Source organism: Micromonospora sp. MGP-C2 (assembly GCF_057766525.1).
Window position 1 is genome coordinate 829,377 of sequence record NZ_JBYMEN010000002.1, and the last position, 23,697, is coordinate 853,073.

General features: G+C 71.7%; 23 protein-coding genes. 6 read left to right on the plus strand and 17 right to left on the minus strand.

Annotated features, from left to right (window positions below; translation table 11 throughout):
- Positions 1-29: 29 nt before the first annotated feature.
- A complete protein-coding gene (locus AC3CF1_RS03510; RefSeq protein ID WP_088948265.1) occupies positions 30-227 on the minus strand; it encodes a hypothetical protein in 198 nt (65 codons plus the stop codon).
- A 55-nt stretch (positions 228-282) separates the two neighbouring features.
- Positions 283-1,440 (minus strand): geranylgeranyl reductase family protein, encoded by a 1,158-nt coding sequence (locus AC3CF1_RS03515; protein ID WP_488449513.1) that lies wholly within the window; start codon positions 1,438-1,440, stop codon positions 283-285.
- A 146-nt stretch (positions 1,441-1,586) separates the two neighbouring features.
- Between AC3CF1_RS03515 and AC3CF1_RS03520 the strand changes: the two genes are divergently transcribed.
- Entirely contained in the window at positions 1,587-1,823 is a 237-nt protein-coding gene (locus AC3CF1_RS03520) for a hypothetical protein (protein WP_088948267.1), read from the plus strand.
- Between the two features lie 86 nt (positions 1,824-1,909).
- Positions 1,910-3,352, plus strand: a complete 1,443-nt coding sequence (locus tag AC3CF1_RS03525) for an MFS transporter (protein WP_355162483.1) — start codon at positions 1,910-1,912, stop codon at positions 3,350-3,352.
- Between the two features lie 75 nt (positions 3,353-3,427).
- Here AC3CF1_RS03525 and AC3CF1_RS03530 read toward each other — a convergent pair whose 3' ends face one another.
- The 4 genes from AC3CF1_RS03530 to AC3CF1_RS03545 all read right to left on the minus strand — a co-directional run bounded on the left by AC3CF1_RS03530 (position 3,428) and on the right by AC3CF1_RS03545 (position 8,503).
- Complete coding sequence (locus tag AC3CF1_RS03530) at positions 3,428-3,994, minus strand: hypothetical protein (RefSeq protein ID WP_488449514.1); 567 nt, start codon at positions 3,992-3,994, stop codon at positions 3,428-3,430.
- Positions 3,995-4,724: 730 nt separating this feature from the next.
- Positions 4,725-5,360 (minus strand): hypothetical protein, encoded by a 636-nt coding sequence (locus AC3CF1_RS03535; protein ID WP_099853742.1) that lies wholly within the window; start codon positions 5,358-5,360, stop codon positions 4,725-4,727.
- Between the two features lie 13 nt (positions 5,361-5,373).
- A complete protein-coding gene (locus AC3CF1_RS03540; protein WP_488449515.1) occupies positions 5,374-7,086 on the minus strand; it encodes a DUF4012 domain-containing protein in 1,713 nt (570 codons plus the stop codon).
- Between the two features lie 169 nt (positions 7,087-7,255).
- Complete coding sequence (locus AC3CF1_RS03545) at positions 7,256-8,503, minus strand: glycosyltransferase family 4 protein (RefSeq protein WP_488449516.1); 1,248 nt, start codon at positions 8,501-8,503, stop codon at positions 7,256-7,258.
- A gap of 168 nt (positions 8,504-8,671) precedes the next feature.
- On the opposite strand from AC3CF1_RS03545, the gene AC3CF1_RS03550 reads away from it, so the two are divergent.
- Positions 8,672-9,226 (plus strand): arsenate reductase/protein-tyrosine-phosphatase family protein, encoded by a 555-nt coding sequence (locus tag AC3CF1_RS03550; protein ID WP_488449517.1) that lies wholly within the window; start codon positions 8,672-8,674, stop codon positions 9,224-9,226.
- On the opposite strand, the gene AC3CF1_RS03555 is transcribed toward AC3CF1_RS03550, so the two are convergent.
- On the minus strand, positions 9,207-10,670 hold the full coding sequence (locus AC3CF1_RS03555) for a tyrosine-protein kinase domain-containing protein (RefSeq protein ID WP_141909486.1): 1,464 nt from the start codon (positions 10,668-10,670) through the stop codon (positions 9,207-9,209). The two genes, AC3CF1_RS03550 and AC3CF1_RS03555, sit on opposite strands and share 20 nt — an antisense overlap.
- 336 nt (positions 10,671-11,006) lie before the next feature.
- On the opposite strand from AC3CF1_RS03555, the gene nhaA reads away from it, so the two are divergent.
- A complete protein-coding gene (nhaA, locus tag AC3CF1_RS03560; protein ID WP_488449518.1) occupies positions 11,007-12,362 on the plus strand; it encodes a Na+/H+ antiporter NhaA in 1,356 nt (451 codons plus the stop codon).
- Between the two features lie 75 nt (positions 12,363-12,437).
- Here nhaA and AC3CF1_RS03565 read toward each other — a convergent pair whose 3' ends face one another.
- From AC3CF1_RS03565 to AC3CF1_RS03610, 10 genes are all read right to left on the minus strand, one after another.
- A complete protein-coding gene (locus tag AC3CF1_RS03565; RefSeq protein ID WP_354981980.1) occupies positions 12,438-12,635 on the minus strand; it encodes a hypothetical protein in 198 nt (65 codons plus the stop codon).
- A gap of 4 nt (positions 12,636-12,639) precedes the next feature.
- Positions 12,640-12,960 (minus strand): hypothetical protein, encoded by a 321-nt coding sequence (locus AC3CF1_RS03570; protein ID WP_088948277.1) that lies wholly within the window; start codon positions 12,958-12,960, stop codon positions 12,640-12,642.
- Entirely contained in the window at positions 12,960-13,322 is a 363-nt protein-coding gene (locus tag AC3CF1_RS03575; RefSeq protein WP_088948278.1) for a DUF1622 domain-containing protein, read from the minus strand. The genes AC3CF1_RS03570 and AC3CF1_RS03575 overlap by 1 nt, the downstream gene beginning before the upstream one ends.
- Positions 13,323-13,361: 39 nt before the next feature.
- Positions 13,362-13,949, minus strand: coding sequence for a TMEM165/GDT1 family protein (locus AC3CF1_RS03580; RefSeq protein WP_088951766.1), 588 nt, complete (start codon positions 13,947-13,949; stop codon positions 13,362-13,364).
- A 214-nt stretch (positions 13,950-14,163) separates the two neighbouring features.
- Positions 14,164-15,129 carry an L-histidine N(alpha)-methyltransferase gene (gene egtD, locus AC3CF1_RS03585; protein WP_488449519.1) on the minus strand — a complete coding sequence of 322 codons (966 nt, stop codon included), beginning with the start codon at positions 15,127-15,129 and terminating at the stop codon, positions 14,164-14,166.
- Positions 15,130-15,192: 63 nt separating this feature from the next.
- On the minus strand, positions 15,193-15,939 hold the full coding sequence (gene egtC / locus AC3CF1_RS03590; RefSeq protein WP_354981982.1) for an ergothioneine biosynthesis protein EgtC: 747 nt from the start codon (positions 15,937-15,939) through the stop codon (positions 15,193-15,195).
- 40 nt (positions 15,940-15,979) lie between these two features.
- A complete protein-coding gene (egtB, locus tag AC3CF1_RS03595) occupies positions 15,980-17,302 on the minus strand; it encodes an ergothioneine biosynthesis protein EgtB (RefSeq protein WP_488452035.1) in 1,323 nt (440 codons plus the stop codon).
- Between the two features lie 212 nt (positions 17,303-17,514).
- The gene (gene egtA / locus AC3CF1_RS03600; protein ID WP_488449520.1) at positions 17,515-18,753 is read right to left on the minus strand and encodes an ergothioneine biosynthesis glutamate--cysteine ligase EgtA; all 1,239 of its coding nucleotides are present in this window, start codon (positions 18,751-18,753) and stop codon (positions 17,515-17,517) included.
- Positions 18,754-18,909: 156 nt separating this feature from the next.
- Positions 18,910-19,680, minus strand: a complete 771-nt coding sequence (locus AC3CF1_RS03605) for a hypothetical protein (protein ID WP_488449521.1) — start codon at positions 19,678-19,680, stop codon at positions 18,910-18,912.
- Positions 19,681-19,696: 16 nt separating this feature from the next.
- Positions 19,697-20,329, minus strand: coding sequence for an RNA polymerase sigma factor (locus tag AC3CF1_RS03610; RefSeq protein ID WP_354981985.1), 633 nt, complete (start codon positions 20,327-20,329; stop codon positions 19,697-19,699).
- A gap of 539 nt (positions 20,330-20,868) precedes the next feature.
- Here AC3CF1_RS03610 and AC3CF1_RS03615 point away from each other — a divergent pair.
- On the plus strand, positions 20,869-22,245 hold the full coding sequence (locus tag AC3CF1_RS03615; RefSeq protein WP_354981986.1) for a serine/threonine-protein kinase: 1,377 nt from the start codon (positions 20,869-20,871) through the stop codon (positions 22,243-22,245).
- 105 nt (positions 22,246-22,350) lie between these two features.
- Positions 22,351-23,613: a nucleotide sugar dehydrogenase gene (locus tag AC3CF1_RS03620; protein ID WP_354981987.1), complete on the plus strand. Its 1,263-nt coding sequence runs from the start codon at positions 22,351-22,353 to the stop codon at positions 23,611-23,613.
- Positions 23,614-23,697 lie beyond the last annotated feature (84 nt).

Here is a 23,697-nt window from a genome sequence, read left to right on the forward strand (position 1 = left end):
TGGCGACACCCGCGGCCCGTTGTGCGTTCTCAGCCCTGCACGTTCCAGCGGATCGGGTCCTCGGCCTCCTCCGGGCGGTCGCGCCCGGGGTCGGTCTCGGTCAGGGCGACGCGTTCGTCGGGACGCACCGCGAGCGGCAACTCGCCGAACCGCGCGTGGCGCAGGAACGCGTACTCGTCATCGGTGAACGGCTGCTCGGCCATCTGCACCTCCCACTCCCCCGCCATTGTCCAGCGGCTGGGCCACTGGACACCAGTGCGCGGTCACACCGCGTAGGGCATCCTAGGATCCTGGGTGAATAGAAGGAGCCCGGCGCGGGGCTGGCACCCGATCCAGCAGCGCGAGGGCCGCGCGGATGGGCCGACGCCGCAGCATTTCGTCGAAGCTCGCCCGCCCCTGGCAGAACTGGACGAACATCCGCCAGCCCGGCGGCGTCGCCAGCAGGGCGTGGAACACGTCCGGGCGGCGGGTGAACACGTCCAGCAGCCGGAAGCCCGCCCGCATCTCCGGCACAAGCCCCTCGGCGACCGCCCGCTCGTACCCGGACAGGTCACCGGCCGCGACCGCCGCACCGGCCAGCCCGCCGGAACGCAACGCGAAGCTGATGCCCTCCCGGCTCCACGGCTCCAACAGCCCCGCCGCATCCCCCACGACCAGCACCCGGCCGTTGCGCAACGGCGAGTCCTCCTCCCGGCACCGGGTCAGGTGCCCGGAGTCGTGCTCCGCCGGCAAGCCGGTCAGCCCCAACCGGTCCACGAACCGCCGCAGGTACTCCCGGGTCCCCTCCCCCGCGCCCCGCCCGGCGATCACCCCGACAGTCAACCGGTCACCCTTCGGAAAGACCCAGGCGTACGACCCCGGCATCGCGCCCCAGTCCAGCAGCAACCGCCCCCGCCACCGCTCCTGCTCGGCCGGGGGCACCGGGATCTCCAGCTCCAGACCCAGGTCCACCTGCCGGTACCGGACCCCCACATGCCGGGCGGTCACCCCCGACGAACCGTCCGCCCCGATCACCGCGCGGGCAGCGATCGTCGTACCGTCGGCCAGCCGCAGGCGTACCCCCTCGGGGTCCTGCTCGATCGCGCGGACGGCGACCCGCTCCCGCATCTGCGCGCCCGCGGCGACCGCCGCCGCGCGCAGCCGGTCGTCGAACTCCTCGCGGCGCACCATGGTCACGACCGGGCTGTCGCTGCGGCGGGTGAACTCCCGACGGCCGTCGCGGGTGAACGTGACCCGGTCCACCCGGTCGTGCGCCGGCACCTCGATCCGATCCGCTACGGCCGCCAGGGAGGTGCCGATCAGGCCACCACCACAGGTCTTGTAGCGCGGATGCGCGGCTCGCTCGACAACAAGAGTGGAGACACCGGCGCGGGCAGCGGCGTGCGCCGCGGAGAGCCCGGCGGGGCCGGCGCCGACGACGACGAGGTCCCAAACGATCACGAAAGCAGCCTAGGGCACCACCGAAGGCCCGGACCGTTCGCCACAGCCGACACCGACCGCCCGATCGGGTGTGCATCTTCGGTCACCCAGGGGGTAACCCGCGCACGGCAGCCGCCGCACGACGGCGGACGAACGAAGGAGGAAGCATGCAGCAGGTGCAACTGTCGGAGGCCGAGCAACGCGTGTACCAGGCGGTCACCACCCTGGAGGCACGCGGGCAGGTGCCGTACCCGGACCTCATCGCCGAGGTATCAGGGCTGACCCAGGAGCAGGTGGACAGCCCCCTGCACCTGCTCACCGAGAAGGGCCTGCTGCACCGCGAGGACTCGCCGATGGCCGGCCTCGACTTCGGTCCCCGGTTCTGCGCCCGCCAGATGGCGTGAGGGCACCGAACAATCCACGACGATTCGCCCCCCGATGCTCCGGGTAGCGATCAGCAATGCGTGATCGACGGTCAACGGGGGGCGCGATGAGTGCGGCGCAGACGCCGCAGCCGGTGACGGCGGCCGAGAACCGACGACGCTGGCAGGCGGTCGGTGTCGGGTTGGTCGCCGCGTTCATGACGCTGCTCGACGTGAGCATCGTCAACGTCGCGGTGCCCTCCATCGACCGGGCGCTGCACGCGTCGCCGAGCGACCTGCAGTGGATCCTCTCCGGGTACGCGCTCACCTTCGGCCTGGCGCTGGTCCCCGCCGGCCGCTTCGGCGACGCACGCGGTCGACGCAACGCGTTCGTCTTCGGCATCTCACTCTTCACCGTGACCAGCGCGCTCGCCGGCCTCGCCACCTCACCGACGTGGCTGGTCATCGCCCGACTGCTTCAGGGTGCCGCCGCCGGCGTCGTCAACCCGCAGGTCATCGGGCTCATCCAGCAACTCTTCCGGGGGCCCGAACGGGCGCGCCCGTTCGGGCTGCTCGGCGCCACCATCGGAATCTCCACAGCGGTCGGGCCGCTGCTCGGCGGGCTGCTCATAGCCATCGGCGGCGAGGAACACGGGTGGCGGTGGGTCTTCTTCGTCAACGTGCCCGTCGGCATCCTCGCGGTGATTCTCGGCTGGCGTCTGCTGCCCGGCCGCCCCGCCGGCCAGGTCGGCTGGCATCGACTCGACCCCGTCGGTGTCCTGCTGCTCGGTGTGGGCGTCGTCCTCGTCCTGCTTCCGCTCGTGCAGGAGCAGCAGTGGCAGACCCCCTGGAAGTGGGCGCTCATCCCGGCCGGCCTGGCCGTGCTGGTCGTCTTCGGGCTCTGGGAGCGACGCTTCGCACGCCGTTACGAACCCCTGTTCGACCTTCGACTGTTCAACCTCCAGTCGTACACACTGGGCTCGATCCTGGCGCTGGTCTACTTCGGCGGCTTCACCGCGATCTTCTTCATCTTCACCCTGTTCCTACAGATGGGTCTCGGTTACAGCGCGTTCATCGCCGGTCTGGCCATCACCCCGTTCGCCCTGGGATCGGCGGCTGCCGCCGTGCTCGGTGGCCGCGTCGTCAACCGCTTCGGCCGACCACTGGTCGCCATCGGTCTGCTCACCGTGGTGATCGGCCTGGCCGCAACGGTGGTCGCGCTGAAACTCGCGCCGGACGCCCCCGCGCCCTGGGTTGCCGCCGGTCCACTGCTCGTCGCCGGCATCGGCAGCGGGCTGGTGATCGCCCCCAACCAGACGATCACCCTCTCCGAAGTGCCGGTAGGGCAGGCTGGCAGCGGCGCCGGGATGCTCCAGACCGGTCAGCGCATCGGCGCCGCGGCCGGCATCGCCGCCGTCGGTTCGATGTTCTTCTCGTCGCTGGCCGACAGCCGCGGCAACTGGACCAGCGCCTTCGAGCGATCGCTCCTGCTGGCCACCGGCATCATCGTGCTCGCGCTGATCTGCGCGCTGATCGACATCGTCCGCACCCACAACCACCACAAGAACTGACATGGGTACGCCGCTGGCCGGCACCCCGGGTGGGGTGCCGGCCAGCGGTCGGGTTGTTCCGTGTGTGTTGGTGGGTCAGTTGTTCCAGTGCTGGGCGACGAGGTCGGTGGCCTGCTGCTCCCACTGGGCGTAGGCATCCGGGTAGGCCGACACCTGAACCGTCTGCGCGGCGTCGGTCAGCGCCATGTCCTGCCACCCGTCAACCTGCTTGAGGCCCTTGAGGAACGCAGTCGTCGAGTAGGCCGGGTCGGTGATCTGCTCCGGCGTGCCCCAACCCGAGCTCGGGCGCTGCTGGAACAGGCCCAGCGAGTCGTGGTCATTGGCGTCGCCGAGGTGGCCCAGGTTCTCCAGCTTCGACTCCTGCAGGCTCGTCGCGATGGAGATGACCGCGGCGCGCTCGGGCAGGCCGGCCTTCTTCGTCGCGGCGATGATCGCCTTGACGTTCGCGGTCTGCTCATCATTCAACGTGATGTGGGACTGCTCGCCCTGCGGCTTCGGGGCGGCCGACTGCACCGCCACCGCGACCGGCTTGCCCTCCACGGCCGGGCTGGCAGCGTGGGCGGCGATCGGGCCGGCGAAGACACCACCAGCGAACGCGAGACCAGCAACCGACAACATGCTCTTACGGAAGATCGTGTTCATGGGGGTAGCTCCTTCGGGGGTAGGAAACACCCGCACCGCCAAGGGGGGTCGGCGACACAAGGGTGTGAGCACCTCGTCCGGCGCTGCATCAAAATCAAAGGGGAAAAGTCTTAGGGAGATCGGCACCGTCAAGCCGGGGGCTTGCGGGGGCCGGATCGGCGACCTGCGAGCGGAGGCTCGGGCGCCGGGTTCATGTGTAACGACCGGGGGCCCGGGGTCATTCCGGGAGCCGGGCCATCCCGTGGCACCCGATGGAGCGGGGTGCTGGGGAGGCTTCAACGATGCGGCCCGGGTCGGCATTCCAACCCCGCTACCAACCCGTAGGCGGGGCGGTTAACCGGTGGTCCTGCGATCGTCAGAGTGTGCAACGACCCCGCCCCGGCCATCATTCCGACCCACCGGTGCGACCGGTCACAGCCCAGACACCCCCGAATCGGACAAACTTCGCGTCAGCCTGTCGCCGGCACCCCGGCACCCCGGCACCCCGGCACCCGCGACAAACTCACCCGAGCCTGGCGTGATCCACTCGGGTTCACGGATAACGCGGTAACCGGGACGGGTTGACACCCCGACTTCAAGGAAACCGAGTCGATCAAAGAGGCCTCGACTGCGCCGAGCCTGCCAAGCCGGACAAATGACCCAGGGCGGGCTGACGAAGAGCTGGCGCCCGTCGGAGTGGTCCGACGGGCGCCAGCTTCAGTGCGAACCGGGCGTTGCCCGGTGGTGCGGGTTAGTGCGCAGCACCGCCGAGGCGCTGGCGGCGACGCCAGGCCAGGGTCAGCAGCAGCATGACCGCTCCGGCGCCGACCAGGCCACCGCCGAGCTTCATGGGCGTACCCATGCTGTCACCGGTGACGGGCAGCGGCTGCTTCTTGTGCAGCACCCGCAGCTGCGTGCTGGCCGTACGGCCGGACTCGCGACCGGTCGCGGTGAAGGTCAGCAGACCCGTCACCGACGGCTTGTAGCTCCGGGTGAAGCGACCCTGGGCGTCGGTTCGCGCCGTGAAGGTCAGCGGCGCGCTCGCCTGGTGGGCCACCGGGGCCATGGCGACGGTGCTGCCGTCGCTGCGGCGAGCCGGAGCCTGACCGCCGGCCGGAGCCGCGAACGGGGTCACCGTCACCACGATGTCGACGGTCTCGTTCGGACCGAAGCCGGTGCCGGTCAGGATGACCGTCTCGCCGAGGTAGATCGTCGGCCGGTTGACGGTGAGCGACGCGGCGGCCGGTGGGTACGGCGGCGGCTGCGGCGGGTCAGTGGTCGCGGTCGCGCTGGGCGTCGGCTGCGGCTGTGCCGCCACCGCTGCCGTCGGCACGGCCACCACGGCCAGGCCGACCGTGAGCGCCATGATGATGCGGGATAGCCGCATGATTGGTTCCCTCCTACTGGTCACAGCTTGGTGCGGAATGAACTTGGGTGGTCCAGGGGCTGGCGGTGGGGGTCAGTCGCAACTCGGCCTGGCCGACGCCGGTCTTGGCCGTCAGCACGGTGACCTCCAGCGCCCTCTCGGCACCGGGGCCGACGTCGACGCTGGCCGTCGCCACCTGGCGGTGGCGTTCGGTGCCGCTACCAAGCGCCGTCTCGGCCCCGTCGAGCCGGGCGTCGAGCACCGCCCCGCCGGCCGGGCTGAAGATCGACACCAACGTGCGGGCGGTGTACGGATCGCCGGCCAGGCCGAGGCCGAGGACCGACTCGCTAAGTCCGGACTTCGGCGCCGTCGAGCGCAGGGTCACCCGCAACCGGAGCTCACGGCGTCCGTCGGGTCGGCATTCGCCCACCGTGAGGTTCGCCGTCGGCCGCAGGTAGTAGCCGAGCTTCGCGCCGCTGCCGTCGTTGAGGAACACGCCGACGGTCGGCACGGTGTCCTGTTCCGGAAGCGTCCCGGCCATCCGGCTGTCGCCGAACGTCCGCTGTTCCTCAGGTCGGGCACTCCAGAACAATATCCGCCGTTCGGTGATAGCACGGTCAAATGCGGACAACAACACCCGTGGGTTGACATTCTTCTTGAAGAAGGCATCAAACACCGAGGCTGCCGACGACGCGAAGAACTCGTCCTGCTGCTTCACGTTCAGCCGTTGGTAGCTGTCGTTGAGCAGGGTCTGCACGACCTTCTCGCTGGCGAGCGGGACCCCGCCGGGCACCAGAACCGGGCCGGTCGCCTTGAGCAGATAGGACAGCACCACCGGGTCCACGGCGAGCACACCGTCGACTGTGGTGCCCGTCTTACGGCGGAACATCTCGCGGTACAGCGCGGCGGCGGTCGGGAAGTGCGGGGAAAGATTGACGTCGGCCGGGTAGATGCCGGGCAGGTCGGTCCAGAGCGCTCGCGTCTCGGCGGGCAGCTTCAACGCCGGGGTGAACTGGCCGAGCGAGGCACTGCTGCCCTGCTTGCCCATCTTCACCTTGCCGTTCTCCGCCTCCATGATCGCGTACGCGCCGAACATGCCGCCGGTGGCGCGCAACTCGGCGAGGTTCTGCGAGACCAGCAGGTAGCGTCGCGGGCCGCTCGCGCCGAGCAGTGGCGGCAGCAGACGGGCTCCCTGGTCGGCGGCCGAGGTGAGGCTGGCCAGGCGGTCGATCTCGCCGCGCAGGTCGATCAGCGCCTGCCGGACCTGACTGACCAGACTCTCGGCCGGCACCGCGGCCAGGTCTCGACGCGTCCGCTGCACCGACTCGTCCGCGCGGGTCAGTTCGGCGGAGACGTCGCCGAGCCGGGCCAGGTCCAGTCGACCACCGGCCGGCACCAGGCTGGTCAGATCCGTCCGGAGCAGGGTCGGGAACGCCTGCCGGGCCAGCTCGTCGATGGCGATGGCGATCTGCCGGACGGCATCGAGGTCGTCGCCGGCGATCGGGGTACGCCGACCGAGTTGCCAGCTCGGGTCGCCCGTCGCCTTCCGGGCCGCGCCCGACTGCGACTGCAGAGCGGCGAGCGTCCGCAGCGCCCGGTCGGTGTCCCCACCGACGACCTGGGCGCTCAACTCCCGAGCCAGACCGGCGGCGTTGAGCAGGTGGGCGCGCGCCTGCCAGCCGCGGAAGCCGACCCACCCGCCGGTCGCCAGCAGCAGCGAGCCGACCACCAGGGCACTGAGGAGCACACGCCGCAGTCGGGCACGCCGACGACGCCGGGACCGGCTCCGTCGCCGGGTCGGCCGTTCGCTTTCCGTCACACCACACTCCCGTTCGCGGAATCGGACAGATGGTCGATTCCCTGACGTTCTTAGCACGCGCCGGGGAACTTCGTACCGTTATTGCAATTGTTGTCCTTTAGGCGAGGTTTCCTCGCGAGTTGCCGGCCGGCTCCGCGACTCGTCCTGCCGCCTCGTGCAGCAGTCGCTCGATCCGGTCCACACCGGCGGGCAGCGACATCTCCCGCAGGTACGCCGCCCGGCCCCGCCGACCCATCTCGGCCCGGGTCGCCGGAGGAATGGTGGCGGCCAACCAGAACCGGTCGGCCAGAGCCGTCCAGTCCTCCGGGGGGCAGGAGAGCCCCGCTCTGGCTCGTTCGACAAGTTCGGCCGTGTCCCCGCCGGCCGACGCCACCACCGGTGCGGCACACGAGAGCGCGGCCTGGAGCTTGCCCGGCACCGTGCCGCGCAGCTCCGGAAGGTCACGCAGCATGACGAGCTGATAGTCGGCGGCGGCATACAGCTCGGGCATGTCGACGGGCGACCGTCGTTCCATGAAGCGCACGTTGTCCGCGCCCAGCTCGGCGGCGAGCCCCCGCACCCGCCGCTCTTCAGCACCCGAACCGACCAGGACCAGATCCATCGTCCGGTCCAGTGCCGCCGCCGCCCGGACAGCGGTCTCCAGTCCTTGCCGGGCACCGATGGTCCCGGCGTGCATCACCACGCACCGGCCGTCCCGGCGAACCAGCTGACGGGCAGCCGCGCCGGGCGTCACCGGATGGAAGATCCGCTCGTCGGTCCAGTTCAGCACCAGTCGGACCCGGGTCGGGTCGGCGCCCGCGGCGACGACCAGGTCCCGCATCGACGGTGCGGCTACCGCGATCCGCGCCGCGGCCCGGTAGATCCGGGTCATCGCGCTGCCCATCCGCACCGCCCAGCGACCCTCGCCCGTCTCGTCGACGCCGTCCGAGGCCCAGACATCCTGCACGTGCAGCACCGCCGGCACCCGGCCGAGCAGCCGGAGCACCCCGGCGGTGGCGAACGTCGTCGCCGGCAGTTGAAAGACGTAGAGCGCGTCCACGTCGCGGAAGTACCGGCGCGCGGCCAGCGTCGCGCTGCCGGCGAAAGAGAGGTAGCTGGCCATCCGGGTACCGGTGGACGCGGCACGCCCGGGGTAGCGCGGCACCCGTCGGACGGTCAGCCGTTCGCTGTGCGTCTCGTGGTGCCACCGCTGCCGCCAGCCGGGATAGACGTGCCCACCGGGATAGTCCGGAAAGCCGGTGAGCACCCGGACCTCGTGCCCCCGCGCGGCCAGTTCCTCGGCGAGGCTGCCCGGGATGAACGCCGGCTCGGGCGGAAAGTGGTACGACAGGATTCCGATCCTCACCGCAGCGCCCCCGTCCGGCGTGGATCGACCTCGACCGGCGCGGCACCACGACCGGCAGGCGCCCGGCCCGCGTACGATGCCGACAACCCCTCCCCGCGCGGCCTCCGGCGTCGACGCACCGCCCTCGCGGTGCGGACACCCGCGTCCGCACCGATGAGAGGGGCACCGATGGCTGATCGCGTGTTGTTCGTCTGCCACGCCAACCTGTGCCGGTCGCCGATGGCCGAGTTCCTGGCCCGCCGACTGTTGGCCGACCGGCCCGTCACCGTGGCCAGCGCCGGCACCGACGCGATCGACGGGCTGGCGATGCACCCGTACGCGATGGAGATCGCGGCCGACAACGGCGCCGACCCGGCGGAGTTCCGGACCCGGGGGTTGCGCCCCGAGTACCTGGCCGACGCGACGCTGGTGCTGACCGCGACCCGACGCCAGCGCTCGGTCTGCACCGCGCTGACACCGGCGGCGCTGCACCGGACGTTCACCGTGCGCCAGTTCGGCCGGCTGGCCGCTGCGGCCGAGCCGCTCGACGGATCGAGCGACGACCCGTTGGGCGCGGCGATCGCCGCCGCCGCCCAGGCCCGGGGACGGCTGCAACCTGCCGCCCCCGAGGCGGACGACCTTCGGGACCCGATCGGCGGCACCGCCGCCGACTTCCGACGCTGTGCCGAGGAGATCGAACGGTCGCTGCGACCCCTCGCCGCGCTCATCGGGGCAACCGGCTGAGTTCCTGGGTGTGGTCGGCGACGCCGTTGACCCCGTCGGTGGTCGCGACGTGTCTGCCGGACGCGGCCCGGTCGGCCGGCACCGACGCCTTGGGCGTCGAGGTGACCACCCGGTAGGCCTCGTACTGGTACGCCTCGGCCTTGGCCACCTTCGCCATGTTCAGCACGCAGCCGAGCAGCCGGACCGAGACCGAGTGCAGCGAGCGGGCCGCGGCGGCCACCTGGGTCCGGGAGGTACGGCCCTGCTGGGTCACCAGCAGGGCACCGTCGGCCTGCACGGCGACGACCACGCCGTCGGTCACCGCGAGCAGCGGCGCGGTGTCGATGATCACGATGTCCGCCGACTCGCGCAGCGCCAGCAACAAATCCGACATCGCCTTGGAGCCGAGCAGCTCGCTCGGGTTCGGCGGGGCCGACCCGCTGGGCAGCACCAGGAGCGACTTGTCCCCCCAGCGCTGCACGACATCACCGACCTGCACGTCGCCGACCAGCACGTCGGTGAGACCGACACCGGCGTCCAGGCCCAGGTAGTCGTCGACCTTCGGGCGGCGCAGGTCCGCGTCGACCAGCAGCACCCGCCAGCCGGCCTCGGCGAGCGCGATGGCCAGGTTGCAGGAGAGGGTGGTCTTGCCCTCGCCCTGCAGGGCGCTGGTCACGGCGATGACCCGGGCCGGCTCGTGGACATCGACGAAGCGCAGGTTGGTCCGCAGTTTGCGAACCGCCTCGGCACGCGCCGAGGTCGCGGCCTCGCCCACGATCAGCGGCGCGGTGCGGGCGCTGGCCTCGAACGGGATCTCGCCGAGCAGTGGGCTGCCGGTGGCGCGTTGCAGGCCCGCGGAGTCGCGCAGCCGTACGTCGGCGATGCCGCGCAGGATCGCCAGGCCGACGCCGAGGAGCAGCCCGATCAGGCCGCCGAGGGTGAGATTGCGGACCGGCTGCGGCGAGACAGGGTTGGCGCTCACCCGAGGGCCGCTGACCACTTCGATTTTGATCGGCGCCTTACCTTCGGGCGTCGTCTCGATCTTCTGCACGAGTTCGACGAACTTCGCGGCGAGGGACTCCGTCACCCGCAGCGCGCGGGTCTGGTCGGTGTCGGTGACCGACGCCCGCAGCAGAACGGTGCCGGTCTCGGTGGAGGTGCTCACCCGGCGCTGCACCTCGTCCGCGGTGAGACCCACCGGCGTTTCGGCCACCACGCTCTGCGCCAGTCGATCGCTGCCGAGCAGGTCGGCGTACGACTTGACACGCTGCTGGAGGAAGAGCCCGCCCTGGTAGGCCTCGCTGATGCCCGAGTTGGGGGTGGTGACGAAGAAGGTCACCGAGGCGACGTACCGGGGTTGGGCACGCACGGTCAGGAACGCCGAGACGCCCAGAGCCACCATGATCGTGACCAGCGGTACCCACCAGTGCCGACGCACGTGACGCAAATGGCGGAGCAGGTCCATCAGGAGCGCCTCCGTGCCGGTCCGGTTACGCCAATAAACTTCACGAAAACCCCCAAGGTCGTCTCTAAACTCGTGAAACCATTAAAGCGGTTGATGCGCCTTATGTCCGGAGTTATGTATTTTCTGCAGTGCGATGTGCATCCGGATGACCAACCCGACAAACACCCATTCGGCAGCGGCGACAACGCGGAAAAGGTCGAAAGCCGATCAGGTGGCGTCCGATCGGCCCAGCGCGCGCCGCCGGGCGCGAAGCCGGATAGGGTCGGTGAAGGTGTGCCGGGAAGTCTGGTCGGCAAGTGGATTCCTGCTGTCCTGACTCCCGAGGTGACCCCGCACATGACCTCCCGCACCCCGCCGTCCGAGCAGCGCCCGCCGAGGGTCCGGCTGTTCTCGCGCTCATCCTGGCCGCAGGCCCGACACCTGGCCGACGTGCTGCGCACCGAGACCGTCGGCGGAGCGCTGCTGCTGCTCGGTGCCGTGGTCGCGCTGACCTGGGCAAACTCGCCCTGGTCCGACTCGTACACCCGGCTCGGTGCCTGGGTGCCCTGGCCCGGCGGCGCATCGGCGCACCTCGACCTGACCCTGGCCACCTGGGCGGCGGACGGCCTGCTGGCCGTCTTCTTCTTCGTCGTGGGTCTGGAACTCAAACGGGAGTTCGTCGCCGGGGAACTGCGCGACCCACGCCGGGCGGCGCTGCCCGTGGTGGCCGCCCTCGGGGGAATGCTGCTGCCGGCGCTGATCTACGTGGGGGTCGTCCTGAGCGCCGGCGGCGACGGGTTGCGCGGATGGGCCATCCCGACCGCGACCGACATCGCCTTCGCGCTGGCCGTGCTCGCGGTGGTCAGCTCACACCTGCCCCAGGGTCTGCGCGCCTTCCTGCTCACCCTCGCCGTGGTCGACGACCTCTTCGCGATCACCATCATCGCGGTCTTCTACACCGCCGACTTCCAACCTCTTCCGCTGCTCGCGGCGCTGCTGCCGATCGGGCTCTTCGCCCTGCTGGTGCAACGCGGGCGCACCTGGTGGTGGGCGCTGATCCCACTCGCGGTCGCCGCCTGGGCGCTGGTGCACGCCTCGGGTGTGCACGCCACGGTGGCCGGTGTCCTGCTCGGTTTCACGGTCCCGGTGCTGGCCCGCCGCCCAACGGTCGCTGGTGGCCAGCCGGCCGCCGCATCGGACGAGGGCGGGCTCGCCGAACGCCTGGAGCACCGGTGGCGCCCGGTGTCGGCCGGCTTCGCGGTGCCGGCCTTCGCGCTGTTCGCCGCCGGGGTCACGCTGCGCGGCAGCGACCTCGGCGCCCTGCTGACCGACCCGATCGTGATCGCCGTCGTCGCCGCCCTGGTCTTCGGCAAGAGCATCGGCATCTTCGGATCGACGTACCTGCTGGCCCGATTCACCCGCGCCGAACTGGACGAGGACATCAGCTGGTCGGACCTGCTCGGGATCGCCCTGCTGGCCGGCGTCGGGTTCACTGTGTCGCTGCTCATCGGCGATCTGGCCTTCGGCGCCGGCAGCACGACCGACGGTCGGGTCAAGGTGGCCGTGCTGCTCGGGTCGGTGATCTCCGCCGGCCTGGCCGCCACGGTGCTCGTCCGCCGCAACGCGACGTACCGCCGGGTGGCGGAGCGGGAGCGGCTCGACGCCGACGGCGACGGTGTGCCCGACGTCTACCAGCGACCCGCAGGCGCTTGAACGGATGGCCGCGCGGGCCGGCGAACGGCCGACCCGCGCGGCGTGCCGCCTCCGTGCCGTACGACGGACCTCCGGTCAGCGGCGACGATGGGCGGGCGGCGGCTCCTCGGTCTCCTCGACCACCGCCTCGGCCGCCGGGGCGGTGAGGTCGTCGCCCGGCACCGCCACCGCCTCGACGCGATCCTGCTCGTCAGCCTTGCCGCCGGGCGGCGGCTCGGGAGCGGTGGCACCGCCGGAGAAGCCGTACTCGTTCGGTTCGTCGTGCCGGCTCATGTGGTTATCCTCCCGTTTTCCCGGTTCCACGTCTCAATGCCAACGGTAGGTGGTGATCGTCCCCGGCGCAGGGTGCCGGGGATTGTCGCCCGGACCACGGCGGCGGAGCGCTCATCGCCGCACCGAGCAGTTGCCGCAGGGCGATGATCGCGACCGCGCCGGCCAGGCCGTTCCAGCCAGGGTCGCCGGCCAGCCGCAGCAGGCCGGCCGCGGTCAGCAGGTCCAACAGCAGCCGTACGCCGGTTCGCAGCGCCCCGGTGCTGAGCACGGTGACCACCCCGACGACCAGGGCCAGAGCGGTGACCACCGTGAGCAGGACGTCCATCACCGGGACTGCTCTGCCTCGGCCACCTGGCGCTGCTCCTGACGGATCTCGCGGCCCAGGAAGTAGTTCAACGCCGTTCGGATCGTGGCGATGGCCGCCAACTGGCCGATCTGCTCGAACGACGGCGACACGGCGGTCCGCAGCACGTCGGCCGCCAACTGGAACTCCAGACCGAGGGTCAGAAAGCGGCCGAGGGAGAGCCGGATCGGCGTGAAGAGGGCGGCGGAGCGGTGTCGTAGCCCTTCGACCACGAACCGCACCGCCGCCCAGACCGCGCCAACGAAGATCACCAGTGCGCCGGCCACCTCCACCACGGCCACCAGCACCTGGTCGCCCTGACGCAACAGCTCGGCCGGCTCCACCTCGGGCCGTTACCCGCACTCGGGGCAGCTAGTCGACACTCAGGTCAGCTCGTTCACCGCCTCCAGGATCAACCAGAGACCGGAGATGGCGAACAGGATCGCGGCACCGTACTTGATGGCCTTCTCCGGCAGCCGACGACCGAGCATCCGGCCGACCAGGATGGCCAACGCGTCCGCCGCCACCATGCCCAGCGTGGAGCCGAGCCAGGTGCCGAACCAGCCGTACTTGGTGGCGAGCGTGATCGTGGCGAGCATCGTCTTGTCACCCAGCTCGGCCAGGAAGAACGCCACCGACACCGCCACCAGCGCGGTCTTGTTGGTCTTCTCAGCCTTTCGCTTCTCGTCCTCGGTGAGCTTGTCCCCGCGCAGGGTCCACGCGCCGAAACCGAGGAACGCCACACCGGCCACCAGGGAGATCCACTCGGTCGGCAACACCGCCCCGAGACCCGCGCCGATGGCGACCGACGCCAGGTGCACCACCGCCGTGGCGATGGTGATGCCGATCAGCACCGGGATCGGCTTGAACCGCGTGGCGAAGGTCAGCGCCATCAGCTGGGACTTGTCCCCCAGCTCGGCAACGAAGATGACGCCGAAGCTGACGACCAGCGCGGCGAAAAATCCCTCCATGACGTCCTTCCCGCTCATGCCGGGAGGAGGTACAGGGCGCCCTCGACCCGGCTGCAACAGCCTGAGTCGAAGGTCTCGCCCGCCTCGGAGACCGAGGCCGCGTGGCCGGATGCGGAACGCACCAGTATGTCGACCACGACATTGGGGGCTACTCCCCTTCGCCCGGTCAGCCTATCCGATCATCGGCTGGCCGGTTCTCGGCGGGTGGACAGGCTCACCGGGCTCGCGCCAACGTGACCCCGAAGAGCCCATCAGGGTCGGTCCAGAACTCCGTCGTGTCGAAGCCCGCCGTCACCAACTCCGCGGCGATCCCCTCCGGGTGGAACTTCGCCGAGACCTCGGTGCGCAGGTCCTCCCCCGCCGCGAAGTCGACGGTCATGCCCAGCACCCGCACCCGCATCGCCCGGGTCGCCCGCAACCGCATCTCGATCCACTCATGGTCCGGATCCCACAGGGCGACGTGCTCGAACGCCGCCGGGTCGAAGTCCGCACCCAACTCGCGGTTGATCACCCGCAGCACGTTGCGGTTGAACTCGGCGGTGACCCCGGCCGCGTCGTCGTAGGCGGGCACGATCACCGACGGATCCTTCACCAGGTCGGTGCCGAGCAACAGCCAGTCGCCGGCCTCCAACGCGGCGCGCATCGCCGTCAGGAACCCGGCCCGCTCGGCGGGCAGCAGGTTGCCGATGGTGCCGCCCAGGAAAACCACCAGCCGGCGGCCACCGGTGGGCAGCCGGTCCAGTTGCCGGGTGAAGTCCCCCACGATGCCCCGAACCCGCAGGCCCGGATAGTCAGCGGCGATCTGGGCGGTGGACCCCCGCAGCGCGCTGACCGACACGTCGAGCGGGACGAACGTGCCCAGCCCGCCCTCACGGGTGAGGGCGTCCAACAGCAGCCGGGTCTTCTCCGACGAACCGGAGCCCAACTCGATCAAGGTCTTGGCCGAGGTCAGCGCCGCGATGTCGGAGGCCCGCTCGGCCAGCACCGCCCGCTCGGCCCGGGTGGGGTAGTACTCGGGAAGTCGAGTTATCTCCTCGAACAGCTCACTGCCCCGGGCGTCGTAGAACCACTTCGGCGGCAGCCACTTCTGCCCGGCGCTCAGCCCCGCCCGGACGTCGTCGCGCAGGCCACGCTCCAGATCGCGCTCTTCGAGGTAGATCTCCAGCGGTTCCGCGGTCATCGGTTCGCCTCTCTGCTCGATCAACTCTGCTCGATCAACCGTTGCGTGCCCGACCGGTGCGACTCACCGGGTCGGCAGGGGACGTGTCCGCACCTCGTCAGCGGTGGCGACGACCAGATGCCCCTCCGGCACCGCCCGCCACCCGGGATCGTCGTCGTGCGGCTCCGAGGCGAGCAGCACCCAACCGGGCCCCTCGCGGACCGACAGCGCGTGCCCGGCCACGCTGGCCACCGCCCGGTGACCGTCGGTGAGCAGCAGGTTGAGCCGCGACCCGGGGGCGGCCGCGGCGACGTCGGCCACCGTCTGCCCGACCGCGTCCGCCGGGTCCACGCCGGCCCGCAGCCGATGCCGCACCAACGCCCAGAGCAACGCCGAGTCGGTGGCGGCGTCCAGGGTGAGCAGGTCACGGACCGGCAGGCCGGCCGCGAGTGGCACCACGGTGTCCGGCCAGCCACGAACCACCCCGTTGTGGCTGAACAGCCACCGCCCCTCGGCGAAGGGCGCGGCGGCGCCATCGAGCACCGCCATCCCGACGGTGGCCGAGCGCACCGCCGCGAGCACCGCACCGGAGCGGGTCACGGACGCGAGCTGGGCGATGGTCGGGTCGCTCCAGATCGGCTGCGCCCGCCGGTAACGCACCGGCTCACCCTCGCCCGGGTACCAGCCGACGCCGAACCCGTCAGCGTTGATCGTGCCGCCGCCGCGCATGTCCCGGGGCGCCCAGGACTGCCGCACCAACGAGTGCGGGGGGTCGAACAGGACCTCGGCCAGGGTGACCGGCGGCCCCAGATAGGCCAGGTGACGACACATCAGCGCGCCCAGCCCGCCGGGCCGCCGACAACGCAGTGGATCACCGGTGCGACTCGTCGGGCCGGGCGTCGCGGGCGCAGCGGAAACCGCTGAAGATCTGCCGGCGGATCGGATAGTCCCAGTTGCGGAAGGTGCCCCGGCAGGCGGAACGGTCGGTGCCGAACGAGCCACCCCGCAGCACCCGGTAGTCGCCACCGAAGAAGACCTCCGAGTATTCGCGGTAGGGAAACGCGGTGAAGCCGGGATGCCCGTCGAACGTGCTCGACGTCCACTCCCAGACGTCACCGATGAGCTGGTGCACCCCCAACGGCGACACACCGGCCGGGTACGCGCCCACCGGCGCCGGCCGCAGGTGACGTTGGTCGAGGTTGGCGTGCGCCTCGGTGGGGTCGTCGTCCCCCCAGGGATAACGGCGCGAGCGCCCGGTCGCCGGGTCCCAACGGGCCGCCTTCTCCCACTCCGCCTCGGTCGGCAACCGCTTACCGGCCCACGCCGCGTACGCCTGCGCCTCGTAGAAGCACACGTGCACCACCGGCTCGTCGGCGCGCACCCGGCTCCACCGGCCGAAACGCTGGTAGGACCATTCGTCGCCGTCCCGACGCCAGTGCATCGGCGCCTCCAGCCCCTCCCGGAGCCGATGCGCCCAGCCGGCCGAGCTCCACCAGCGATGATCGCGGTAGCCGTCCTCCCCGATGAAGGCCGCGAACTCCCCGTTCGTGACCGGGGCGGCGTCGATGACGTACGCCGGGAGGTCGACCCGGTGCGCCGGACGTTCGTTGTCCAACGCCCACGGGTCGGTGTCGGTGCCCATGGTGAACTCCCCGGCCGGCACCAGCACCTCCCCACCGACCCGCACGGACGGCTCCGGCGGCGGCGGGGCGTGCAACACCGCCGGCCCCGAGCGCAGTTGATGGGTGGCGAGCATGGTCTCGTCGTGCTGCTGCTCGTGCTGCACGATCATGCCGAACGCGAACCCGTCGGCGACCAGCGGCCGCTCGGTGAAGGTCACCGCGTCGAGCAGATCGTGCACCTTGTCCCGGACGGTGCCCAGGTAGGCACGCGCCTCGGCCGGCGGCAGCAGGGGCAGCGCCGGCCGGTCCCGGCGCGGCTGCTTGAACGCGTCGTACAGCTCGTCGATGTCGCACCGCACCGGCTCGCGCCCCCCGACATCGCGCACCAACCACAGCTCCTCCTGGTTGCCCACGTGGGCGAGGTCCCAGACCAGCGGCGACATCAGCGGAGAGTGTTGGCGCATCAGGTCGGCGTCGTCGACCACCTCGGTCAACAACGTGGTGCGGGCACGGGCGCGCGCCAACTCCACCGCGATCCGGTCGCGCAACCGCTCCCCGTCGACGTGCCCCATGGCGCCGGCGGGCACCGCGTCCCCCTGCACACTCACCGCCTCCCCTTCCGTTCGCGACTGCGGGGCTCGCAACCCCGGCTCACTCCTCGCGCTCACCGCGTCCCCTTCCGTTCGCGACTGCGGGGCTCGCAACCCCGGCTCACTCCTCGCGCTCACCGCCTCCCCTTCCGTTCGCGACGGCGAGGCTCGCAACCCCGGCTCACTCCTCGCGCTCACCGGTCGTCTCCCCTCTGGGCGGCGGCCAGCCGCCCTCGTACGCCTCGCTCGATGTCGTCGTGGGTGCCGGCCGGCAGGTCCAGCCGGGGCAGGGTGGTCAGGGCCAGGTCGAGCAGGGCCGCCGCGGTGGCGGCCAGCGCGGGGTCGGTCAGACCGTGCCGGGCGGCAGCCGACCAGCGGTCCGCCACCGGTGCGGCGATCGCGTACGCCCCGCGCAGCGTGCCCGGGTCGTGGAAGAGGGCGCTCAGCACCGCCAGCGGGAGCCGCCAGTCCCGGTCGGGTTGGGCGTCCAGGTAGCGCAACTCCAGGTAACCGCGCGGCCGCACCGGCGGAAAGAGGGTGCTGACGTGGTAGTCGAGGTCATCGGTGGTGGGTGGTTCCGGCAGCGCGCCGTCGAGCCAGTCGGCAAAGGTCACACCGGCCGGCGCGGTCCAGTCCGAGCCGTCCCGACGCCGGCACAGCAGCGGCGCGGCCAGCACGTACCGGATCCAGGCGGCGGTCGGGTCCTCATCGGCGTGGCCCGGCGTCCAGACCGGGCGGGTGCGGGCCGGGTCGATGGCCAGCCAGGTGGCCATCCGGGCGGAGGCCCAGCCGGTGCGTCGCCCGGCGTGTCGGGCGGCGGATGCGAACGCCGCGAGCAGCGGCGGCCCGACGGCGTGGGCCGCGGCCCAGCGGTCAGCGACCTGGTCCGGCTCACCGGCGTCCAGACAGACCTGAAGGCCGGCGGTGCTGTACATCATGGTGCGGCCGGCCGGACCGCGCCGGTCGAAGGCACCGCGCATCGCGCGGTAGCGGGGAGTTTCCAGCACCGGGCGGGGCCGTCGGTGTGGGTCGATGCCGCTGCGGCCGAGAATCAGCCCGGCGGTGGCCAGCAGGTCGGTGACCTGGGCGATGTCGGCCTCGGTGGCTCGGATCAATGCGGCTGTCGAGGCGCGGGGCGGGGTGGAGATCTCCAACTGGCCACCCGGCTCCAGGGTCACCATGCCGCCATGCCGCAGAGGCTCGGAAGGGCTGGTGGGATCCAGTGTGACGGGGCTGTGCCGCCCCAGCGCCGCCCGCAGTCTTGTCGGATCGACGGGGCGGACGGGGTCGACGGCGTCGTGCACGGTCCATTCCAGTTCGACGCCGGTGTGTGTCGGTGGACCGGTCTTGAAGCAGATCCGGGCGAGGTGCCGGCCTGCGGCTGCGGACTCGCGCAGAATGGCGCTGCGGTCCAGCTCGGGCGACGTCACCAACGGTCAGGCCCCCTCTCGTGTGCCGCCTTTGCGACACTGTGCCACCGTAAACCCACCCACCGACACCGTCGGGGGCGTGCACGGCGCCACCAACTTCTGTCTAACAGACGAATTTCCGACGCAGGGCGGAACAGACCGCCCCCGGCCGCCGGCCGATCACTGCGGGGTGGGGCGGCCCGTCGGTGGGGGTGGCGGGCTGACCTTCGCCGGTTCCGACGGCTTCTCCTCGGGCACCAGCCGCCGGCAGTACTCCTCGACCTGGCCGGCACTGCCCGCGGCCGTCACCAGCCTCTCGTAGGCCGGTGTTCGCAGCGCCTTGTCCCGCTGGTCGGGCTTCTTGGCCAGCCAGGCGCGGCACAGACCGTGCAACGACCCGCCGGGCGCGGTCTGCGCCGATGGTGCGCCCGGGGCAGATGGCGTGCCGGGCGACGGCGGGCGGGGCGACGGGGTGCCGGCCGACGGGGTGCCCGGGGAGGACGGCGACCGACTGGGCTCGCCGGACCGGGGAGAATCCTGGCCCGGGGTTGGTGACGTGCGGGTCGGCTCCGGTGCGCCCGGGTCGGGCACCCAGTCCTGACTGACCGCGGCGAAGGCCGCACCCGCCGTCGCGGTGACGGCCACCGCACCGATCCAGGCCGCCGCGCCAGCCGTCAGACGGCGACCGCGCGGCCGGTGCGACACCGACGGCGTCGGGTCTGCTCGGGCCGCCAGGAACGCGGCAACGGCCGCGTCCTCGCCAGCCAACTCTCGCGGGAGGCCCGGGCCGGCGGCCGCGGCGAGCAGCCGCGCCACCGGCTCGGCGGGGGCGGACTCCGGGACGGACGTCGAGGGGGTGTGGGCCTGGCCCGGGGCGGTGTCGGAGCTGCCGTGGGCGGAGTCGAGCAGCCGGTCGGTTTCGGCATGGTCGGCCCGCCGGAACGGGTTCATCGGAAATCCCCTCACGTCAGCCGTCCGCCGGCTCGGTGTGCGGCGTTCGCAGGGCTGGACTGCTGGCGGGGCGGGGCGCCGGCACCCCCTCGACACCGACGGACAACCCGGCCGGGCCCTCGCGCTCCAGCAGTGCCGCGAGCCGCCGCAGGCCTCGGTGGGCGGCGGTCCGAACGGCACCGGCCCGACGACCGAGCACACGGCCCGCGGACCCCGCGTCGAGCCCGATCACCGCCCGCAACAGGACGGCTTCGGCCTCGCGGGGAGGCAGGGTCGCGATCAGCGCCAGGGCGGTCTCGGTGCCGATCGTCTCGCTGGCCCCCTCGGCGGTGTCCGCGTCGCTGGCGAGGTCGGCGAGCGCCTGCACCGGGACCGGAAGTGACGGGCGGCGGCGCATTCGGCGCAGATGGTCCATCGCCCGGTTGCGGGCGATGGTGACGGTCCAGGCGCGGAACTCGCCGCCGGTGAAGCTGGGCAGGTCACGGGAGATCTGCAGCCAGGTCTCGGAGGCGACGTCCTCGGCGTCCGCGCCGACCAGCGCGGTCAGATAGCGCAGCAGGCCCGGCTGGAGGCTGCGGTAGAGGAAGCGGAAGGCCTCCTCGTCCCCGCTCTGTGCCGCGCCGACCGCTTCCGACAGGTCGCCGGTCATCCGCAACCCGTGCACTGCCCGGGGCGCGCCGGCCCGATCCGCCGGGCAAAGGCAGACCACGCGGTACGAGAGGACCCGCCGACCAACTCCCGCACCCGCACCGCCCCCCGCCGATCTGATCGCGCCCGCTACCGGAGTGGCCCGGGCGGGACGTCCGGGGCCGACGCCAGGGTGGGCGACGCGGCTCGACCGCGCGCCGAGATCGCCGGGCGGGCCCGAGCCGGGCTAACGCTAGGAGGGGGACCACCGACGAGCAAGTCGGCACCGTGTCACGGAAGAGTGACAATTATCAACCCGGCGGGACGGCGCGTTGCCGTAACAGGCAGTCGCCAGGGGGTGCGCTCTGTGCCCGACGGTGGTTTTTTGCGACCATCCAGCGTTCCCATGCCGAAATATGTCAGTTGTCGTCACACCCCGTCGCGGCCTGGTCACAGAGACGCAGCGTCCACAGAGGTCAAGCCGGATGACCCGACGTGTATGACCCGTCGGCTGGCCGGCCGCGGCGCGCCGCGCGGCGCTGCTCTAGGTACGGTAATGCGGTGTTGTCATCGGAGGTCGTGCTCAGCGGTCGGTACCGCTTGGACGAACGTGTCGCCACCGGCGGTATGGGCGACGTTTGGCGTGCCTCCGACCTGGTCCTCGGCCGGCAGGTCGCGGTCAAGGTCCTGCTGCCGGCGCTGGTCTCCGACCCCGACTTCATCGCCCGGTTCCGGGCCGAGGCCCGGATCATGGCGGCGCTGCGGCACCCCGGCATCGTCCAGGTCTTCGACTGCGGCGCGGATGATCTGCCCGACGGCGGGCGGGCGGACTACCTCGTCATGGAGTTCGTCGCCGGCGAGCCGCTGTCCAAGCGGATCGAGACGGCCGGCCGGCTCGACGTGGCCGAGACGATGTCGATCGTGGCCCAGGCGGCCGCCGCGCTGAACGCGGCACACCGCGGTGGCATCGTGCACCGCGACGTCAAGCCCAGCAACCTGCTGGTGCACGAGGACGGCACTGTCGTCCTGGTGGACTTCGGGGTGGCCCGTTCCACCGACATCACCAGCATCACCAGCGCCAACGCGGTGCCCGGCACCGCCCTCTACATGGCCCCCGAGCAGGCCGCCGGCCGGCCGGTCAGTGGCGCCACCGACATCTACGCGCTGGGTGCGGTCACCTACTGCTGCCTCACCGGCAGTCCCCCGTTCACCGGCGACAACCCGCTCCAGGTCGCCGTGCGACACCTGGACGACGAACCACCCGAGCTGCCGCACGACATCCCGGAGGCGGTCCGGGCCCTGGTGTCCCGGGCCCTGGCCAAGGACCCGCTCGACCGGTTCAGCAGCGCTGCGGCGATGGCCGAGGCCGCCCGGACCGCGGTCACCGGCGGCGAGCCGCCGACGGCGATGGCAGCGGCGGTTTCGTTGCGCGAAGCCGGCCCGGGCACCCGCACCGACGTGCCGGCCGGCGCGGCGGTGGCGAGTGGGGCACAGGCCGGGCGTCAGCGTCGGCGAGGCCCGCTGGTCGGTGCGGCGGCGGCCATGCTGGTCGCGCTGGTCGGGCTCGGTGCCGCACTGGGCGCGGCGCGCAACGCCGCCGATGATGACCCGGCGGTCAATCTGCCGACCACCTCACCGACGGTGAGGCCGAGCGGGCCGCTGGACCTGCCGGCCGCGAACGAGCAGGTCGCCACCGACGACCCGAGCCGACCCGATCGGGGCCCGGTCCCCAACACCTCCCCGTCGGCCCCGGTCTCCGCCACGCCGAGCATCCAGCCGAGCCAGACGACCGCCCCGCCGACGCCGGCGCCGACGGTCACCACCGCGCCGCCCAGCGATCCGCCGAACCCCAGTACGCCGAGCAACCCGCCACCCGCGACCGATCCGACCCCCACCACGAGCCCACCGACCGCGCCGGAGGACCCGATGGGCGGCTGACCGCCCAGTCCCACCAGCACCGATATCCCCAAAACGGACTTACGTCGCCGAAGACGCCTCTAGGCTCTCTGCAGGTCATTTCCACCATCTGCCGCAGGAGCCTGGGTGAGCGCTGAAAAGCTGGTCGTGATCGGTCAGGGGTACGTCGGACTGCCGCTGGCCATGCGTGCCGTCGAGGCCGGGCTGGACGTGGTCGGCCTCGACGTCGATGCCGATCGGGTGAAGCGTCTCGCCTCCGGTGAGTCGTTCATCGAGGACATCCCGACCGACCGGCTGGGCCGGGCGTTGAGCAGCGGCCGGTACCACCCCAGCACGGAGTACACCGACGCCGAGGATTTCGACATCTGCGTCATCACGGTGCCGACCCCACTGCGCGACGGCACCCCCGACCTGAGCTTCGTCGAGCAGGCCGGCGTCGGCATCGGCCCGTACGTCCGGCCGGGTTGCACGGTGATCCTGGAGTCGACCACGTACCCCGGCACCACCGAGGAGCTGCTGCGCCCGCTGTTGGAATCGGCCAGCGGGCTGACCAGCCCCGGTGACTTCCACCTCGGCTACAGCCCCGAGCGGATCGACCCGGGCAACCCGGACTGGCGGCTGGAGAACACGCCGAAGGTCGTCTCCGGTGTGGACCCGGCGTCACTGACCCGGGTGGACGAGTTCTACCAGCGCCTCGTGCACCGCACCGTGCCGGTGGACTCCACCCGCGTGGCCGAGCTGACCAAGCTGATCGAGAACACCTTCCGCCAGGTCAACATCGCGCTGATCAACGAGCTGACCATGCTCTCGCACCACCTCGACATCGACGTCTGGCAGGCCATCGACGCCGCAGAGACCAAGCCGTTCGGCTTCATGCCGTTCCGGCCCGGCCCCGGCGTCGGCGGGCACTGCCTGCCGATCGACCCCTGCTACCTGTCGTGGCAGGTCAAGCGCCGCCTCGGCCGGCAGTTCCGGTTCATCGAGTTGGCCAACGACATCAACCACGAGATGCCCGAGCACGTCGCGCAGCGGATCATGGCGGGGCTGAACCGGAGCGGCCGGGCCGTCAGCGGCGCACGACTGCTGCTGCTCGGTCTGGCGTACAAGAAGAACACCGGCGACATGCGGGACTCCCCCGCGGTCGACGTGGCCCGCCGCCTGCAGGCCCTCGGCGCCGAGGTCCACGCGGTGGAGCCGTACGCCGAGCCGCACCAGATCCCGGCCGGCGTCACAGTGGTCGGGCTCTCGGAGCGGGAGGTGAGCGCCGCCGACGGGGTGGTGGTGGTCACCGACCACGACAGCATCGACTACGACCTCGTGGTGCGGCACGCCCGCTACGTCTTCGACACCCGCAACCGTTGCGTCGGCCCGATGGTCGAGCGCCTGTAGACCCGGCACCGCTGGCCGGTCCCGCCGCTGGGGAAGATGGCGGGGCCGGCCGGCGGATGTCCGTTCGGGTCGCGCCCGGCAGGG